This is a genomic window from Streptococcus sp. UMB1203 (assembly GCF_030217725.1).
Taxonomy (GTDB): domain Bacteria; phylum Bacillota; class Bacilli; order Lactobacillales; family Streptococcaceae; genus Streptococcus.
This window is the reverse complement of record NZ_JASOOK010000025.1, coordinates 1-15,615: the sequence shown is the minus strand read 5'-3', so window position 1 is coordinate 15,615 and position 15,615 is coordinate 1. Positions and strand designations below refer to the sequence as shown.

19 protein-coding genes are annotated in these 15,615 nt (G+C 42.9%); 6 read left to right on the top strand and 13 right to left on the bottom strand.

Translation table 11 applies throughout. The features are described 5' to 3' along the window. Window positions 1-113: 113 nt before the first annotated feature. Window positions 114-1,745 carry a Na/Pi cotransporter family protein gene (locus QP439_RS07030; RefSeq protein WP_261067655.1) on the top strand — a complete coding sequence of 544 codons (1,632 nt, stop codon included), beginning with the start codon at window positions 114-116 and terminating at the stop codon, window positions 1,743-1,745. A gap of 201 nt (window positions 1,746-1,946) precedes the next feature. On the opposite strand, the gene QP439_RS07025 is transcribed toward QP439_RS07030, so the two are convergent. Both QP439_RS07025 and pepA read right to left on the bottom strand, forming a co-directional pair. Continuing rightward, the gene (locus QP439_RS07025) at window positions 1,947-2,243 is read right to left on the bottom strand and encodes a bacteriocin immunity family protein (RefSeq protein WP_084890535.1); all 297 of its coding nucleotides are present in this window, start codon (window positions 2,241-2,243) and stop codon (window positions 1,947-1,949) included. 21 nt (window positions 2,244-2,264) lie between these two features. Then, window positions 2,265-3,329 carry a glutamyl aminopeptidase gene (gene pepA / locus QP439_RS07020; RefSeq protein ID WP_050391053.1) on the bottom strand — a complete coding sequence of 355 codons (1,065 nt, stop codon included), beginning with the start codon at window positions 3,327-3,329 and terminating at the stop codon, window positions 2,265-2,267. Between the two features lie 293 nt (window positions 3,330-3,622). Here pepA and galE point away from each other — a divergent pair, with 293 nt between their 5' ends. The 5 genes from galE (at window position 3,623) to QP439_RS06995 (ending at window position 8,486) form a co-directional block, all read left to right on the top strand. Further along, window positions 3,623-4,621, top strand: a complete 999-nt coding sequence (gene galE / locus QP439_RS07015) for a UDP-glucose 4-epimerase GalE (RefSeq protein WP_033687339.1) — start codon at window positions 3,623-3,625, stop codon at window positions 4,619-4,621. A gap of 143 nt (window positions 4,622-4,764) precedes the next feature. After that, on the top strand, window positions 4,765-5,724 hold the full coding sequence (locus QP439_RS07010; protein WP_020903104.1) for an ABC transporter permease: 960 nt from the start codon (window positions 4,765-4,767) through the stop codon (window positions 5,722-5,724). Beyond that, the gene (locus QP439_RS07005) at window positions 5,714-6,670 is read left to right on the top strand and encodes an iron chelate uptake ABC transporter family permease subunit (protein WP_285389000.1); all 957 of its coding nucleotides are present in this window, start codon (window positions 5,714-5,716) and stop codon (window positions 6,668-6,670) included. The genes QP439_RS07010 and QP439_RS07005 overlap by 11 nt, the downstream gene beginning before the upstream one ends. Continuing rightward, complete coding sequence (locus QP439_RS07000) at window positions 6,667-7,419, top strand: iron ABC transporter ATP-binding protein (RefSeq protein WP_254754294.1); 753 nt, start codon at window positions 6,667-6,669, stop codon at window positions 7,417-7,419. The genes QP439_RS07005 and QP439_RS07000 overlap by 4 nt, the downstream gene beginning before the upstream one ends. Window positions 7,420-7,514: 95 nt before the next feature. Then, the gene (locus tag QP439_RS06995; protein ID WP_261057123.1) at window positions 7,515-8,486 is read left to right on the top strand and encodes a siderophore ABC transporter substrate-binding protein; all 972 of its coding nucleotides are present in this window, start codon (window positions 7,515-7,517) and stop codon (window positions 8,484-8,486) included. Between the two features lie 110 nt (window positions 8,487-8,596). On the opposite strand, the gene yidD is transcribed toward QP439_RS06995, so the two are convergent. The 11 genes from yidD to QP439_RS06940 all read right to left on the bottom strand — a co-directional run. Then, window positions 8,597-8,839, bottom strand: a complete 243-nt coding sequence (gene yidD / locus QP439_RS06990) for a membrane protein insertion efficiency factor YidD (RefSeq protein WP_000821624.1) — start codon at window positions 8,837-8,839, stop codon at window positions 8,597-8,599. Continuing rightward, the gene (locus tag QP439_RS06985; protein WP_001222228.1) at window positions 8,839-9,561 is read right to left on the bottom strand and encodes a pseudouridine synthase; all 723 of its coding nucleotides are present in this window, start codon (window positions 9,559-9,561) and stop codon (window positions 8,839-8,841) included. The genes yidD and QP439_RS06985 overlap by 1 nt, the downstream gene beginning before the upstream one ends. Continuing rightward, entirely contained in the window at window positions 9,548-10,117 is a 570-nt protein-coding gene (gene scpB / locus QP439_RS06980; RefSeq protein WP_285388986.1) for an SMC-Scp complex subunit ScpB, read from the bottom strand. Before scpB ends, QP439_RS06985 begins: the two co-directional genes overlap by 14 nt. Window positions 10,118-10,135: 18 nt before the next feature. Then, complete coding sequence (locus QP439_RS06975) at window positions 10,136-10,864, bottom strand: segregation/condensation protein A (protein WP_261031659.1); 729 nt, start codon at window positions 10,862-10,864, stop codon at window positions 10,136-10,138. Further along, window positions 10,864-11,598, bottom strand: coding sequence for a site-specific tyrosine recombinase XerD (gene xerD / locus QP439_RS06970; protein ID WP_285388983.1), 735 nt, complete (start codon window positions 11,596-11,598; stop codon window positions 10,864-10,866). The genes QP439_RS06975 and xerD overlap by 1 nt, the downstream gene beginning before the upstream one ends. Further along, complete coding sequence (cbpB, locus tag QP439_RS06965; RefSeq protein WP_000560720.1) at window positions 11,595-12,056, bottom strand: cyclic-di-AMP-binding protein CbpB; 462 nt, start codon at window positions 12,054-12,056, stop codon at window positions 11,595-11,597. The genes xerD and cbpB overlap by 4 nt, the downstream gene beginning before the upstream one ends. Next, entirely contained in the window at window positions 12,053-12,574 is a 522-nt protein-coding gene (locus tag QP439_RS06960) for a metallophosphoesterase (RefSeq protein WP_001118952.1), read from the bottom strand. The genes cbpB and QP439_RS06960 overlap by 4 nt, the downstream gene beginning before the upstream one ends. Next, window positions 12,550-13,521: a nucleoside-triphosphate diphosphatase gene (locus QP439_RS06955; RefSeq protein WP_000182403.1), complete on the bottom strand. Its 972-nt coding sequence runs from the start codon at window positions 13,519-13,521 to the stop codon at window positions 12,550-12,552. Before QP439_RS06955 ends, QP439_RS06960 begins: the two co-directional genes overlap by 25 nt. Further along, entirely contained in the window at window positions 13,518-14,312 is a 795-nt protein-coding gene (racE, locus tag QP439_RS06950) for a glutamate racemase (RefSeq protein WP_261067664.1), read from the bottom strand. The genes QP439_RS06955 and racE overlap by 4 nt, the downstream gene beginning before the upstream one ends. A gap of 199 nt (window positions 14,313-14,511) precedes the next feature. After that, a complete protein-coding gene (locus tag QP439_RS06945) occupies window positions 14,512-14,760 on the bottom strand; it encodes a YneF family protein (protein WP_000364990.1) in 249 nt (82 codons plus the stop codon). A gap of 141 nt (window positions 14,761-14,901) precedes the next feature. Further along, window positions 14,902-15,615 (bottom strand): alpha-amylase family glycosyl hydrolase (locus QP439_RS06940; protein ID WP_285388971.1); only part of this gene is annotated, 714 nt, incomplete at its 5' end.

Sequence of the window (15,615 nt, the reverse complement as noted above, 5' to 3'; positions counted from 1 at the left end):
TTTTTCTCACGAATTTTCTTTCTAAAATCTTAGCTTAACACTTGTTAGATTTACTTTTATCCTTTAAAATAGAATAGGAGAAATTCCGTTATTATTTTTCGGAGGAAAAAGAAATGTCCATCAATTGGCAGGAAATTTTATTTCACTTTTTAGGTGGTCTGGGACTATTCTTATATAGTATCAAGACCATGGGAGACGGTTTGCAACAAGCTGCTGGAGATCGCCTTCGTTTTTACATTGACAAGTACACTAGCAATCCCTTTTTAGGTGTTCTAGTCGGAATTGTCGTGACTGCCCTGATTCAGTCAAGTACAGGGGTTACAGTTATCACGGTTGGACTGGTCAGCGCTAGTCTTCTAACTCTTAGACAGGCTATCGGAATTATCATGGGAGCCAACATCGGAACCACAGTTACTTCCTTTATCATCGGTTTCAAGCTTGGTGAGTATGCTTTACCCCTGATTTTCCTTGGAACCATGTTCCTCTTCTTTACCAAAAATAGAACAGCAAACAATATTGGGCGCATCCTGTTTGGTGTAGGGGGAATCTTCTACGCCCTCAACCTCATCAGTGCCGGTATGAGCCCGCTTAAAGATTTACCACAATTCAAGGAATATATGGTAACCTTGGGACAAAATCCTGTGTTGGGAGTTTTTGCTGGTGCGGTAATTACCGTTCTCATCCAGGCCTCTTCTGCGACAATCGGGATTTTGCAAGGGCTCTATGCAGGCGGATTTCTTGACCTTAAAGGTTCTCTACCAGTTCTCTTCGGGGATAATATCGGGACAACTTTAACAGTTATCATCGCGGCAGCAGGAGCCAATGTCTCTGCAAAACGCGTTGCTGCGACCCACGTCACCTTTAACGTATTAGGAACTATTCTTTGCTTAATCTTATTAGGCCCCTTCACTGCTATGATTGAGTACTTCCAAGCACTCCTTCACCTCTCACCTGAGATGACCATCGCCTTCTCTCACGGTGCCTTTAACGTAAGTAACACCATTGTACAATTTCCATTCATCGGAGCCTTGGCTTACTTTGTAACCAAGCTCATCCCTGGTGAAGATGAAGTTGTCAAGTACGAGCCACTTTATCTTGATGAACACTTGATTAAACAAGCTCCATCAATCGCTCTCGGAAATGCGAAAAAAGAACTTCTTCACTTAGGAAATTACGCTTCTAAAGCCTTCGACCTTTCATACAACTACATCATTGACCTCAATGAAAAGGTTGCTGAAAAAGGACACAAGACAGAAGAAGCCATCAATACCATTGACGAAAAATTGACTCGTTACCTCATTACTCTTTCAAGTGAAGCCCTTAGCCAGAAAGAAAGTGAAGTGCTCACCAATATCCTGGATTCATCCCGTGATTTGGAACGGATTGGGGACCACGCAGAAGCGCTAATCAATCTGACTGACTATCTTCAACGTAAAAATGTTGAGTTCTCTGAAGCTGCTTTGCAGGAATTAGCTGATATCTATCAAAAAACCACTGGCTTTATCAAGGATGCCCTTGATAGCGTGGAAAACAATGATATCGAAAAAGCTCAAAGTCTGATTGAACGCCATAAAGAAATCAACAATATGGAACGTGTTCTCAGAAAGACTCACATCAAACGCCTCAACAAGGGCGAGTGTTCAACTCAAGCTGGGGTCAACTTTATCGACATTGTTTCCCACTACACTCGTGTGTCTGACCACGCTATGAATCTGGCTGAAAAGGTCATTGCTGAACAAATCTAATATCCAAGAAGCTATCCTAATACTCAATGAAAATCAAAGAGCAAACTAGGAAACTAGCCACAGGCTGTACTTGAGTACGGCAAGGCGACGTTGACGTGGTTTGAATTTGATTTTCGAAGAGTATAAATGGGATGGCTTTTTCTTCTCCTCACCAAGAATTACTCTTCTACCATATAAAAAATGCTTTGATCCACAATGGAATCAAAGCATTTTAAAGAGCTCCCCGTACATAAGCGCAGAAGCCGCAGTTCCTCTGTACTTGGATTCTTCTCTTTTGATAAAGCGAGCCAAGTTGAGCAACTCAGGTGCCGGATGTTTGGGATTTAGGAGCAATTCACGATTGACCAGGCCTGAGAGACGAACTGCCAGCAATTGCTCATTTGTAGTAGGCAGTTTTTTAGCAGTCTCTAGGAGAGCAGCAACTAAATCTTCACTCAAATCATGTCGAGCATGATTGTAAAGATCTTTTACAAGGCTTTCTAGGTTTGGTTCTACCATCCCTACCACCTCCCTTATGGTTTAATAATGTTTAATCAAATCAACTGTTGAACGATCCAATTTCTTCACCAAGGCTTGTAAGAAAGCTTGCGCTTCTAAGAAGTCATCCATTGCATAGAGGGTTTGGTGAGAATGGATATAACGAGCGCAAACACCGATTGTTGTAGATGGGACACCACCATTTTTCAGATGAGCTGCGCCAGCGTCTGTTCCGCCTTTGCCACAGTAGTATTGGTACTTGATACCAGCTTCTTCAGCCGTTGTTAAAAGGAAATCCTTCATTCCTGGGAGAAGCAAGTGACCTGGATCGTAGAAACGAATCAAGGTTCCATCCCCAATCTTGCCTTGACCGCCATAAACATCACCAGCAGGTGAGCAGTCAACTGCTAGGAAAACTTCTGGGTCAAACTTAGTTGTGGAAGTATGAGCACCACGAAGACCAACTTCTTCTTGGACGTTAGAGCCAAGATAGAGTTCATTGCCAAGTTTTTGACCTGACAGAGCTTCTGCTAACTCACTAACCATGAGCACACCGTAGCGGTTATCCCAAGCTTTTGAGATGATATTTTTTTCATTGGCTGTCAAGATTGCAGAACTATCTGGTACGATGGTATCGCCAGGACGGATGCCAAAGCTTTCTGCCTCAGCCTTATCCGCAAAACCGCCATCAAAGACGATATCTGCAATAGCTGGCATAGTTGGTCCACCCTTTCCACGTGTCAAATGTGGCGGAACAGAACCCGAAATCACAGGAATTTCACGACCGTCACGAGTCAAGAGTTTGAAACGTTGGCTACTAACCACCATGGGGTTCCAGCCACCGATTTCAACGACACGGAAGGTACCATCTGGCTTAATCTCGCTGACCATAAAACCAACTTCATCCATATGAGAAGCGACCAAGACGCGCGGTGCATCTGCAGCTTCTGAATGTTTAATTCCGAAAATACCACCCAAGCCATCTGTCACCACTTCATCCACGTGCGGTGTCAACTTTTCACGAAGATAAGCACGGACAGGTGCTTCATGACCTGAGATCGCAGCAAGTTCTGTTACTTCTTTGATTTTTGAAAATAATGTTGTCATTTCAGTTCCTTCTTTCTTTCATCCATTTTACCACTTTTTATAGGAGAAGGATAGCGGGAAGGTAGATTTCTAAATTAGTATCTTAGTCTTACTGTACCTTAGAAAAAGCTTGTATTTTCTTGCATGTGATGTGAAATCTAAGAACTATTCCAAGACCAACCAAACTATTAATTCCCAAACACAAAACAATTCAATGCTATATTTGTTCAGTTTTTCATGAAATTTGCAGAAAATAGTTGACTTTGCCTTCTTATTTCTTTAAAATAGTACAAAACTAGGAAAAGGAAAAAATCATGACCAAAACAATTCTTGTTACAGGTGGGGCTGGTTACATTGGCTCCCATACCGTTAAAGCTCTATTAAATGCTGGCTACCAGGTGCATGTCCTAGATAATCTCTCTACAGGAAATCGTTCAGCTGTAGATAGTCGTGCTAGCTTTAAGCAACTAGATGTTTATGATTCTAGTGCTCTAAAAGCTTACTTAGAAGAAAATAAGATTGATGCTGTTCTTCATTGTGCAGGTGAGATTGTTGTGAGCGAAAGTATTGAAAATCCAAGCAAATACTTCACTGCCAATGTTGCGGGTATGAACCAAGTTCTCAAAGTCTTATCTGAAGTTGGCATTCAAAAAATCATGTTCTCTTCGACTGCTTCCCTCTATGGTAATAACTGTATTGACAAGCCAGCAACTGAAGATACCCTGCTCGACCCTGTCAATCCTTATGCAGAGACAAAACTGATGGGTGAACGAATGATTTACTGGATGGCCAATCGCTACGACTGGAAATATGTCATTTTCCGTTACTTTAATGTTGCTGGAGCTGAAATGGATGCTTCAAACGGTCTGCGAGTGAAAAATCCAACTCATATCATTCCCAACATCAACAAGACCGCATTGGGACAAAATGATAGCCTGAAAATATTTGGAGATGACTACGATACACGTGATGGTTCATGTATTCGGGATTACATTCATGTCTTGGACCTTGCACAGGCTCATGTTAAAGGAATGAACTACCTATTTCAAGAAGACAGTTCTTCTCAAATCTTTAACTTAGGAACTGAAAAAGGCTATACCGTCAAAGAAATCTTTAAAACTGCTGAAGAATTACTGAATCAAAAAATACCACACGAAATTGTTGCTCGCCGTGCTGGTGACCCAGCTAGCGTCCTAGCAGACGCATCAAAAGCTAAAAAATATCTTGATTGGAAGGCTAGCTACTCCCTCGAAGATATTATTTTATCAGATTATCGTTGGCGTGTTAAAGAAGGCAAAAACATTTTGGAATAGGATAACAAAGGAGAAAGCCTTGGCGCTCTCTCCTTGTTTTATTCATTAAATTGTCAGAAAATTTATTGACAGATTAAATAAATCATGTTACAGTAATATCCGCAGGTATCTTTCAGTACCAAATCTACATGAAAGGATGGGGTATGAAACTTTCTCATTATTTAATTGGCTTACTTCTACTCCTAGTCTTTCTCTCTATTAGCATTGGGACCAGTGATTTTTCATGGGGAAAACTCTTTGCTCTGGATCATGAAACTTGGCTTCTCTTTCAAGAGTCCCGTCTTCCAAGAACCATCAGTATTCTCCTGACGGCCTCTAGTATGAGTATGGCAGGACTTCTCATGCAGACTATCACTCAAAATCAGTTTGCTGCTCCAAGCACAGTTGGAACGACTGAAGCTGCCAAACTGGGAATGGTGCTGAGCCTCTTTGTCTTTCCGTCGGCTAGTCTGACTCAAAAGATGCTCTTCGCTTTTGTTTCATCCATCACATTCACCCTCTTCTTCCTAGCCTTCATGACTATTTTTTCTATAAAGGAAAGGTGGATGTTGCCTCTGATTGGGATCATCTATAGCGGGATTATCGGTTCTGTGACAGAAGTTATCGCCTACCGTTTCAATCTGGTTCAGAGTATGACAGCTTGGACCCAGGGCTCCTTCTCCATGATTCAGAATCATCAGTATGAATGGCTCTTTTTAGGCCTCATCATCCTGATAGCCGTTTGGAAATTATCCCAAACTTTTACCATCATGAATCTGGGCAAGGAAGCCAGTGAGAGTTTGGGGATTTCTTACTCCCTACTTGAAAAACTGGCTCTCTTTCTGGTTGCTCTAACGACTAGTGTCACCATGATTACCGTGGGTGGCTTACCTTTTCTCGGAGTTATTGTTCCCAATCTTGTTCGCAAGCGTTATGGAGATAATCTAAGTCAGACCAAACTTATCGTCGCACTGGTTGGAGCCAATCTAGTTCTGGCTTGCGATATCCTATCCCGAGTTCTGATTCGACCCTATGAGTTGTCTGTCAGTCTTCTACTAGGAATCATTGGTAGCCTCGTCTTTATCCTACTTCTATGGAGAGGGGGACGAAAAGATGCAGTTTAAAAGCAAACATACCAAACTCTTCTGCCTTCTCATTATTCTCGCCATCGGAGCTTGTCTCCTCTATTTTTGGCCCATCACCCACCTGTCTGCCTTTGCCTGGAAGCTACGTTCCCAAAAGATTGTCGTTTATCTCTTGGTAGCTATCGCGACTGGGATTTCGACCATTAGTTTTCAAACCCTGACAGAAAATCGTTTCCTGACGCCTAGTATTTTAGGAATCGAACCCTTCTACGTCCTACTACAAACTCTGCTACTGGTTTTTGAAAGTAAGTTTCTTCAACTCGAGAAGTCTCCTATCTTAGAATTCCTAGTTTTGCTTCTGCTTCAATCCCTCTTCTTTCTTGCCTTACAAGGCTACTTGAAGACACTGATGAAACAAGACCTGGTCTTCATCCTGCTAATCTGTCTAGCCCTCGGAAGTCTCTTTCGAAATATCAGTACCTTCCTTCAGGTCCTGATGGATCCAAACGAATACGATAAACTGCAAAACAGTCTCTTTGCTTCCTTTCAGCATCTCAATACTTCCATCCTAGCCATCGGCTCTCTGATTATCCTTGCTTTGACCATCTTTTTCTTTCGAAAAGCAGTCATTCTGGATGTCTTGCACCTACAAAGAGAAACAGCTCAAATATTGGGACTCGATGTTGAAAAAGAACAGAAAGAGCTCCTCTGGGGCATCGTACTTTTGACCTCAACAGCAACTGCCCTGGTGGGACCTATGGCCTTCTTCGGCTTTATGCTGGCCAACCTCACCTACCTGATTGTCAAAGACTATCGGCACAAGTTGCTCTTTATCGTGGCTATTCTGGTCGGATTTATCAGTTTGACCTTGGGGCAGGCCCTTATTGAACGAGTCTTTGCGCTGGAAATTCGCATCAGTATGATCATCGAGAGTGTAGGGGGGCTCTTATTCTTTATCTTACTTTACAGGAGGGCGCGTCAGTGAAACTGGAAAACATTGACAAATCCATTCAAAAACAGGATATTTTACAAGACATTTCGCTTGAAGTCAGTCCTCAAAAACTGACAGCCTTTATTGGTCCCAATGGTGCTGGAAAATCAACTCTCCTCTCCATTATGAGTAGACTAACCAAGAAGGATCAGGGAATTCTCAGTATCAAAGATCGTGAAATCGAGAGTTGGAATTCACAAGAACTGGCTCAAGAACTGACTATCCTAAAGCAGAAAATCAATTACCAAGCCAAATTGACTGTTGAAGAACTGGTCAGTTTTGGACGTTTTCCCTACAGCCGAGGTCGACTGAGACCAGAAGATTGGGAAAAAATCCGAGAAACTCTGGACTATTTAGAACTGACCAACCTAAAAGACCGCTACATCGATAGCCTATCTGGTGGACAGATGCAACGTGTTTTTATCGCTATGGTACTGGCCCAGGATACAGACTTTATCTTGCTAGATGAACCGCTCAACAATCTCGACATCAAGCAAAGCGTCAGCATGATGCAGATTCTTCGGCGACTGGTGGAGGAACTCGGCAAGACCATTATCATCGTCCTTCACGATATCAACATAGCCAGTCAGTATGCGGATGAAATTGTTGCCTTCAAGGACGGTCAAGTCTTTAGCAAGGGAACAACCAATCAAATCATGCAGGCTGACCTACTCAGTCAACTTTATGAGATTCCCATCACACTGGCTGATATCAATGGCAAAAAGATCTGTATCTATAGCTAGTAACTCAGAAACTCGAGTTAGAAGAAACTTTGTCTCTTAGTCAATAAGACCAAGAGATTCCCTAAATCGTTATCACATTTTAAAAAGGAGAAATTATGAAAACATCCCTTAAACTTTACCTCACTGCCCTAGTGGCTAGTTTCTTGCTCCTACTTGGTGCATGTAGTACAAACACAAACTCAAGCACTAGTAAGTCGGAAACAAGCAGCTCTGCTCCAACAGAAGTGACTATTAAAAGCTCACTGGACGAAGTCAAACTTTCAAAGGTCCCTGAAAAGATTGTGACCTTTGACCTCGGCGCTGCGGATACTATTCGCGCTTTAGGTTTTGAAAAGAATATCGTGGGAATGCCTACAAAAACTGTTCCGACTTACCTCAAAGACCTAGCTGGAAAAGTTAACAATGTTGGTTCTATGGTTGAGCCAGACTTAGAAGCCATTGCTGCCCTTGAACCAGATTTGATTATCGCTTCACCACGTACCCAAAAATTTGTAGATAAATTCAAAGAAATCGCCCCAACCGTTCTCTTCCAAGCAAGCAAAGACGACTACTGGACTTCTACCAAGGCTAATATCGAATCCTTAGCAGGTGCCTTTGGTGAAACAGGTACACAGAAAGCCAAGGAAGAATTGGCCAAGCTAGACAAGAACATCCAAGAAGTCGCTACTAAAAATGAAAGTTCTGACAAAAAAGCCCTTGCTATCCTCCTCAACGAAGGAAAAATGGCTGCCTTTGGTGCCCAATCTCGTTTCTCTTTCTTGTACCAAACCTTGAAATTCAAGCCAACTGATACTCAATTTGAAGATTCTCGCCACGGACAAGAAGTCAGCTTTGAAAGTGTCAAAGAAATCAATCCTGACATCCTCTTTGTCATCAACCGTACCCTTGCCATCGGTGGGGACAACTCTAGCAACGACGGTGTCCTAGAAAATGCCCTTATCGCTGAAACTCCTGCTGCTAAAAATGGCAAGATTATCCAACTAACACCAGACCTCTGGTATCTAAGCGGAGGCGGACTTGAATCAACCAAACTTATGATTGAAGACGCACAAAAAGCCTTGAAATAAGCTACTTTAAACTCAATCACATCTTTACATGATAAAACGCATCCTATCAAGCTCACTCAAACCTGATAGGATGCGTTTTTATCATTTCACTAAAATATTTTTACCTAGCCTCATTTTTCTTCTTGATTCCGTTTAAGGGAAAAATGGTCTGGGACGGGGTCCTTGCCTGTTTTCGACCAGGGATGGCAACGTAAAATCCGAGCCAAGCCCATCAAGACACCCTTGAAGCCATGTTTTTCAATAGCCTGAATCATATAGTTTGAACAGGTAGGCTCAAAGCGACAAGAGGGTGGAAATGCTGGGGAGATAAAACGTTGGTAAAAGCGCACAGGCGCTATTAAAATTCTTTTCATTATTTCTTGGTTACAGCCATGGTGTGTAGTTGGCTGATTTCTTTTTTATTAAGACGACGGGATTCTCCTGGACGGAGTCCTGTCAAGTCTAGATGTCCAAAACGGGTCCGTGACAACTTGTCCACTTGGAGACCGACAGCTTCAAACATCTTTTTAACCTGATGGTTACGCCCTTCATGGATAGTCAACTGCACCACAGAGCGGTTTTTGACTGGATCCACTTTGAGAATCTCATAGACAGCCGGCTTGGTTTTCTTACCATCAATCTCAAGTCCACGGGTCAAAGGGCGGAGATTATCCTTATTGGCCACACCTTTAACACGCGCGACATAAACCTTGTCAATCTCATTACGAGGGTGAATCATCTCATCCGTAAAATCCCCATCATTGGTCAAAATCAAGACTCCTGATGTATCCCAGTCCAAACGACCTACAGGGTAGATGCGCTCTTTCACATTTGGCAAGAGGTCGACAACCGTCTTGCGGCCCTTGTCATCTGTCACACTAGAAATGACACCGCGTGGTTTGTTAAGCAGATAGTAGACCTTTTCTTCGTTGTAGATAGGTTGACCTTCAACTTCGACCTTGTCGCCTGACTTGATGGTCGTTGCTAGTTCACGTACCACTTGGCCGTTAACCGTCACCAAACCTTGCTTGATTAGCTCTTCTGCTTTTCTCCTACTGGCCACACCTGCGTGGGCAATATACTTATTGATTCTCATCTTCTTCTATCCTTTCACCAAATAATTGGCTTTCTTGGGCTTGAATCTCAAGCTCATCAATCACTGGTAATTCTTCCAAATGATTTATCCCCATGTAATCTAGGAAATAATCTGTAGTCACATAGAGGTTGGGGCGACCCAACACTTCTTTTTTCCCGTCTTCTCGTATCAAGTCAAAGGCCTGCAACTTTGCCAAGGCCCCACTCGAGTTGACCCCACGGATGGTATCAATCTCTATCCGTGTGATGGGCTGTTTGTAGGCAATGATGGACAAGGTCTCAAGGGCAGCCCGAGACAAACTCTGATTGATAGGCGCCTTAGAGTATTCCTTCAAAATCTCTGCAAATTGAGGCTTGGTCACCAATCTATAAGCACCACCTGTCTCAATCAGAGCCAAACTGGAATCTGGGTCCTTTTCATATTTATGGGTTAATTTTTCTAAACTCTGCTGGATGCCTGTCGGTGGAAGTGAGAGGAGCTCAGCTAACTGGCGGACTCTAATCCCATCTTCACCCGCTACAAATAAGAGCGCTTCTATTTTTGCTAAAGTACTCATCTTTCCTCTCTATCAAGTCTAGCTTTGGGCCACTTGACTTTCTTCCTTCTTTTCCATGAGATAGATATCTCCGAAACTCTCCTCTTGCACGAGGATCAGCTCCTGGGTTTTGATTAACTCTAGGGTTGCCAAAAAGAGGGTGATGACCTCTTGGAGATTCTGGGCTTCCTTAAACAAATCCTGCAAGCGCAATTGATCTCGTCCAGTTAAGGACTCTTTTACGATAACCATCATGTCCTCAATCTTATACTCATCCCGCAAGATGGTCGTGTGATTCTGAGAGAACTCCTCTTTTTTCTTGGCTAGGATATTTGAAAAAGCCAAAAAAAGGTCAATGGTCGTCTTGTCATGAACAAGCTCCGCATCTTCGTAAATCAACTCTGTCGGCGCTTTGGAATAGTACTGGGCCCGTTCTTGGTGCTTGGCTTCCAAGTGCTCCCCCAAGAGCTTGAACTTGCGGTATTCTTCAATTTGGGAAAGAAGATCCTGCTCTAGGTCATCCTCCAAGTCTGTCACTTCCGCTACCTTTGGAAGAAGCTTGCGGCTCTTGATCAACATGAGCTGACTGGCCATGACCATGTACTCACCCGTCACTTCCAGACGCATGGCCTGCAGGGTTGAGACATAGGCTAGATACTGTTCGATGACTTCTGTAATGGGTACATCGTAAATATCCATCTGGTACTTAGAAACTAGGTGCAAAAGTAAGTCCAGAGGCCCTTCAAAATCTTTTAATTTAATATCCATTATCTATATTTTTCTAAGGTCAGGACTGTTTTTAATCCTAATTTTTTTGCAATTTCGTACAAATCGACCTTGTTTTCTATTTGTCTTAGAATGAACTGTTCCCGCAAGGATTGAGCGGATAAGGTTGGAAAACCTTTCTCCTTGACAAAGGACTCTAGCTGGCGAAAAGCCCACTGACGGGAATAAGCTTTCCCTCCCCTTTCAAAGAGATAGGTCTGCCCCATCAAGGGTTCCAATTCTGAAAGCAAGGTCGTGGGAATGGTGACAATCCTCTGTTGGGAAGCCTTCTTGATTCGCAACACCTGAAAGTCCAGATTGATATCCGCAACCTTGAGAGCTAAAATCTCACTCGGCAAGAGGCCCATTTCTAGGATTAAGAGCGCTAGCAAGCGACCCTCTGGATAGTCGCTTTCCTGCCAAAAAGAGTCTAGGTCTAACAATTCTGGCTTTTCGGTCTTCTTTTCAGCTTGTTTAGCTAATTCCAAGCGGTAAAAGCTATCCACTTCTCCTTTTTGATAGAGAAAGTAGAGAAATTGGTTACAGGCCGAAATCTTTCGCTTCTGGGCGCTGATCTTTAGATTGGTTAGCTGGGCTTGGTAAATCTTGAGACTGGTCTCAGAAATCCGCTCGCCTACCAAATCTAAAAACTGTTCTAAATCATACTTATAGGACTGCTTGGAATTGACAGACAAGCCTTGCTTTTCTTCTAAAAAGGCTGAAATCCTATCTCTCATTTGCATCGAATCTCATATTCCTTACTAAAGTCATGCAAGAGGGCATTGACTGCCTTGAGGATGGACTTGCGCGTGATAATTCCTTGGAAAATACCAGACGCATCCACAACCGGCAAGAAGGACTCATCTACCAACTTGTGCAAGACCTCCGTAATAGTAAAATCAGGCGAGACAACTGCTACGTCCGTTCTCGTCATATGAACGATATCCGTATCTGCCATGATTTCTTGACTCAAATCATGCTCCATCTGATAAGCCATAATATCTCTGAGCCCAATAGTTCCAACAAAGTGTTTTTCATCTGTCACAACAGGAACACGGGTATAGGTCATCTGACTAAGCAAGAGTGTCGCATGATCCGCATTGTGAGTATCAATCAACACAGCTAGATTTTTAGCAGGAGTCAAAAAAGTTTCTTCTTGCCCCAACAAGAAAGTCTCAAACTCCTTGGCAATCATCGGCTAAACTCCTTGGACAAGCCCGGATACACCTCATGGTCTCGTGTCAAAAAGTCCACTTTGAAATAACTGTCATCAATCTCCACACGAGCATAGAGACATTCTCTGATGGTCCCACGTGGTTGACTGATGGAACCTGGATTTAGAAAAAGAGTCTTGCCTTCCATCCAAGCACTTGGCACATGCAAGTGACCATAGAGGCAGATATCGGCCTCTTCCTCCTGAGCCCAGTAGTCCAACTTTTGAAAATTGAAATTAATGTCAAACAAGTGACCATGTGTTTGGATAATCTTGGTCGAACCAAGCTCAGTCACCAAACGTTCTGGGTAACCTGCATAGAAGTCCATATTCCCTTTAACAACACGGATGCCTTCCCAAAGGGGAGAATCAGGACGCAGTTCAGAATCGCCGTTATGAAAAACGGCATCAACTTTGCCTACATAGCGATCACGGATTTCTTCCACAATCAAGCTATCGCCATGAGAATCGCTCATTACAATGATGGTTTGCTTTGCCATGATGGAAATACCTCCAAAAGTTTCTTAACGGCTAAGGCACGGTGAGATTGACTATTTTTTTCTTCAAGGGTTAATTCAGCTGAGGACTTGCCTGTCTCTCCTACCAGAAAGAGAGGATCGTAACCAAATCCATTTTCACCCTTAGGTTCAAAGTTAATGTAGCCTGGCCAGTCTGCTTCGACCACCAAACTTTCCTTGTTTGGACTGGCCACGACTAGGGTTGTATGGAATTGAGCCGAGCGGTCCTTGAGTTCAAAGACCATGGCCAATTCGTGCAAGAGTTTGGCATTGTTTTCACGGTCAGTAGCTCCCACACCTGCGAAACGAGCTGACCAGACACCTGGCAAGCCACCAAGGACATCGACTTTGAGACCTGAGTCATCTGCCAAAACCATCTTGCCCGTTAATTGAGAAATAGTTTCTGCCTTGAGGCGGGCGTTTTCTTCGAAGGTCATGCCTGTTTCTGCTACTTCAGGTAAGTCAGGATAGTCATTAAGATTTTCCACATCGTATCCTAACTTGTCAAAGATAGCTCGAAATTCCTTGGTCTTGCCCTCGTTACGAGTCGCAATCAACAAGGTTTCTCTAACCTTGTTTGTCTCAAAGAAGTCGTGAACATTGACCCCTTCTTTAGGCAATTCCACATACAAGAGTTGCCCATTTTCAACCAAGAGCAGGGCCCCTTGACGTTGAATGACTTCCAAGTTACGTCCCATTTCTTGGTTGAGGATATCTACCACAAAAGACAATAAACGGTAGCGAGAACCATAGCGTAAAACAGCAACTGAAATCGGGAAACCTCGTTCCTCGTCTCGAAAGATTTTGGCCAATCCAACCAGAGGGAAATCCAAGTCTTCATCAGTCAACGTCCGGACGCCACCAAAAATAGCATAGGACCCGACATACCAGTCCTGGTCATCCTTGTATTCATAAATTTTATTTGTCATAATTCTACATGCTCCACATGAATCTCTTTTTCAAGCCATTCTTCACCAATTTGTGCAAAACTTTGGCTGCTGGCTGTTGTGTAAAAACGGTGATGGAGTGGTCCGGCATCGCGACCACGATTGATTTCAAAATAATTAAGTAAGACTGAGATATCCCGTACGCACTCTGCCCCACTATCGATGAGTTTGACATTCGGTCCCATGACATTTTGAATAATTGGTCTAAGAAGCGGGTAATGGGTACAGCCCAAAATCAGGCTATCTACCTTTCCAACCAAGGGACGCAGGGTTTCATAGACTACTTTCTTGGTGACACTGGTTGACAGGGCACCCGACTCCACCAAGGGAGCAAACTTGGGACAGGCCAAACTCTCCACCTGTAAGTCCGGATCCAAATCATGGATTTTCTGACGGTAGATGTCTGATTGTACCGTCATGGGAGTTCCAATCACCCCAATTTTCCCACCTTGACTGGACTTGATAGCTGCCGAAGCTCCTGGCAAAATAACACCTAGAACAGGAATATCTAGTTGAGCCTTAATTTCTTCCCAGACGACGGCAGTCGCAGTATTACAAGCAATGACAATCATTTTGACATCCTTGGTCAAAAGAAAGTTGACCAACTGCCAAGTATATTCACGAATTTGCTCAGCAGGACGGGGACCATAGGGCGCCCGCGCCGAATCTCCAATATAGACGATTTCTTCATGGGGAAGCTGGCGCATGAGCTCGCGCACAACGGTCAAGCCCCCGACACCCGAATCCAAAAAACCAATTGGTCGATTATCCATACAGTCTTCTTTCTAGTCTTTTTTCTGATTGATAGTTCATTATGATTATTTATCTTTATGAACCGAATGACAGCCTAATCAATAACTATCTCTCTTAATCATAATCAAATATCAATAGAATGCAAGGAAAAAGTTTCATCCCTAAACCATAACCAACATAGTGAGAAGTCTGGAACTTTCATCCCAGACTTTTCCTTATTTATTTTTTCTTTTTATTGTTAGCAAGGGCTGCTTTTTGTTGGCGGATGATTTGGTGGTACACTTGTTGTACCTTGGCCTCGCTTGGTTTTTGACCATTTGCACTCAAAAGAGTACGAACTGCTTCAGCATTCAAACGTGGGTTGTCAGCGAATTCTTTTTCAATTTGCTTACGAACCAAGTACATTCCTCCCAGAGCTCCTCCTAGAAAAGCTAGCACAATCAATACAATTGCTAAAAGTAAATCCATCATATTTCTCCTGTTTCTTTTTGAGTCTCTTTCATTATACCACAAACTAGCCACCCTGACTAGTTTGTTTTACGCTTTCAGGGATGGAATAGACAGCAAAAAGAACCCTGCTTTTCTGCAAAAGAGAGCTCCTTACTGAGTTTAATTTACATAGATAGCCAGTGTTTGATACGATTTGAGTAGAATCTTTTCAGACACTTCTGCATCTTCATAGTTTGAAAGCAAAATCTGTCCATTTTGGTAGGCTACTGGTAAATCGATTTCCACTTCTGAGGCATAAAAATTATTGAGGACTAGTAACTGTTCAGCCTCATACTGACGTTCAAAAGCATAGACTTGTTTGCTATCTTCAAAGGCTGGTTTGTAACTCCCTTCTGATATGATAGGCATTTCTTTACGAAGTCGAATCAAGTCTGGGTAGAAGGTGAAAATCGTACCTTGGATTTCATTTTCTACATTGATGTGAGGGTAGGATTTTCCTGCCTTGAGCCAAGGTGGCCCTACTGTGAAGCCTGCATTTTCCGAAGAATCCCACTGCATGGGAATTCGTGAATTATCACGCGACTTAGCTTGAATAATCTGGAAGGCTTCTTCCTGACTTTTTCCTTCTTTTAAGAGAATTTGATAAGCATTGAGCGATTCGACATCCACATAATCAGTCATGGAATCATAGTCTGGGTCAATCATCCCGATTTCCTCACCCATATAGATATACGGTGGCCCACGTGAATTTCGATTTGTAGACTTTGCAAAGCGCAAAAAATAAAAGACTGAGACACTGTACTGCACCCCAAAAGTTAGACAGAAAAAATCTAACTTTTGGGGTGTTTTATTATGAAATTGAGTTATGATGAT

What these genes read in the sequence shown, in the direction of transcription:
- QP439_RS06995 (WP_261057123.1), top strand. Translation starts at nt 7,515, where the DNA reads ATGAAAACATCCCTTAAACTTTACCTCACTGCCCTAGTGGCTAGTTTC.
- QP439_RS06955 (WP_000182403.1), bottom strand. Translation starts at nt 13,521, where the DNA reads ATGACAAATAAAATTTATGAATACAAGGATGACCAGGACTGGTATGTC.
- scpB (WP_285388986.1), bottom strand. Translation starts at nt 10,117, where the DNA reads ATGAGTACTTTAGCAAAAATAGAAGCGCTCTTATTTGTAGCGGGTGAA.
- QP439_RS07030 (WP_261067655.1), top strand. Translation starts at nt 114, where the DNA reads ATGTCCATCAATTGGCAGGAAATTTTATTTCACTTTTTAGGTGGTCTG.
- yidD (WP_000821624.1), bottom strand. Translation starts at nt 8,839, where the DNA reads ATGAAAAGAATTTTAATAGCGCCTGTGCGCTTTTACCAACGTTTTATC.
- QP439_RS06975 (WP_261031659.1), bottom strand. Translation starts at nt 10,864, where the DNA reads ATGGATATTAAATTAAAAGATTTTGAAGGGCCTCTGGACTTACTTTTG.
- galE (WP_033687339.1), top strand. Translation starts at nt 3,623, where the DNA reads ATGACCAAAACAATTCTTGTTACAGGTGGGGCTGGTTACATTGGCTCC.
- QP439_RS06945 (WP_000364990.1), bottom strand. Translation starts at nt 14,760, where the DNA reads ATGGATTTACTTTTAGCAATTGTATTGATTGTGCTAGCTTTTCTAGGA.
- QP439_RS06960 (WP_001118952.1), bottom strand. Translation starts at nt 12,574, where the DNA reads ATGGCAAAGCAAACCATCATTGTAATGAGCGATTCTCATGGCGATAGC.
- pepA (WP_050391053.1), bottom strand. Translation starts at nt 3,329, where the DNA reads ATGACAACATTATTTTCAAAAATCAAAGAAGTAACAGAACTTGCTGCG.
- cbpB (WP_000560720.1), bottom strand. Translation starts at nt 12,056, where the DNA reads ATGATTGCCAAGGAGTTTGAGACTTTCTTGTTGGGGCAAGAAGAAACT.
- racE (WP_261067664.1), bottom strand. Translation starts at nt 14,312, where the DNA reads ATGGATAATCGACCAATTGGTTTTTTGGATTCGGGTGTCGGGGGCTTG.
- xerD (WP_285388983.1), bottom strand. Translation starts at nt 11,598, where the DNA reads ATGAGAGATAGGATTTCAGCCTTTTTAGAAGAAAAGCAAGGCTTGTCT.
- QP439_RS07005 (WP_285389000.1), top strand. Translation starts at nt 5,714, where the DNA reads ATGCAGTTTAAAAGCAAACATACCAAACTCTTCTGCCTTCTCATTATT.
- QP439_RS07010 (WP_020903104.1), top strand. Translation starts at nt 4,765, where the DNA reads ATGAAACTTTCTCATTATTTAATTGGCTTACTTCTACTCCTAGTCTTT.
- QP439_RS06985 (WP_001222228.1), bottom strand. Translation starts at nt 9,561, where the DNA reads ATGAGAATCAATAAGTATATTGCCCACGCAGGTGTGGCCAGTAGGAGA.
- QP439_RS07025 (WP_084890535.1), bottom strand. Translation starts at nt 2,243, where the DNA reads ATGGTAGAACCAAACCTAGAAAGCCTTGTAAAAGATCTTTACAATCAT.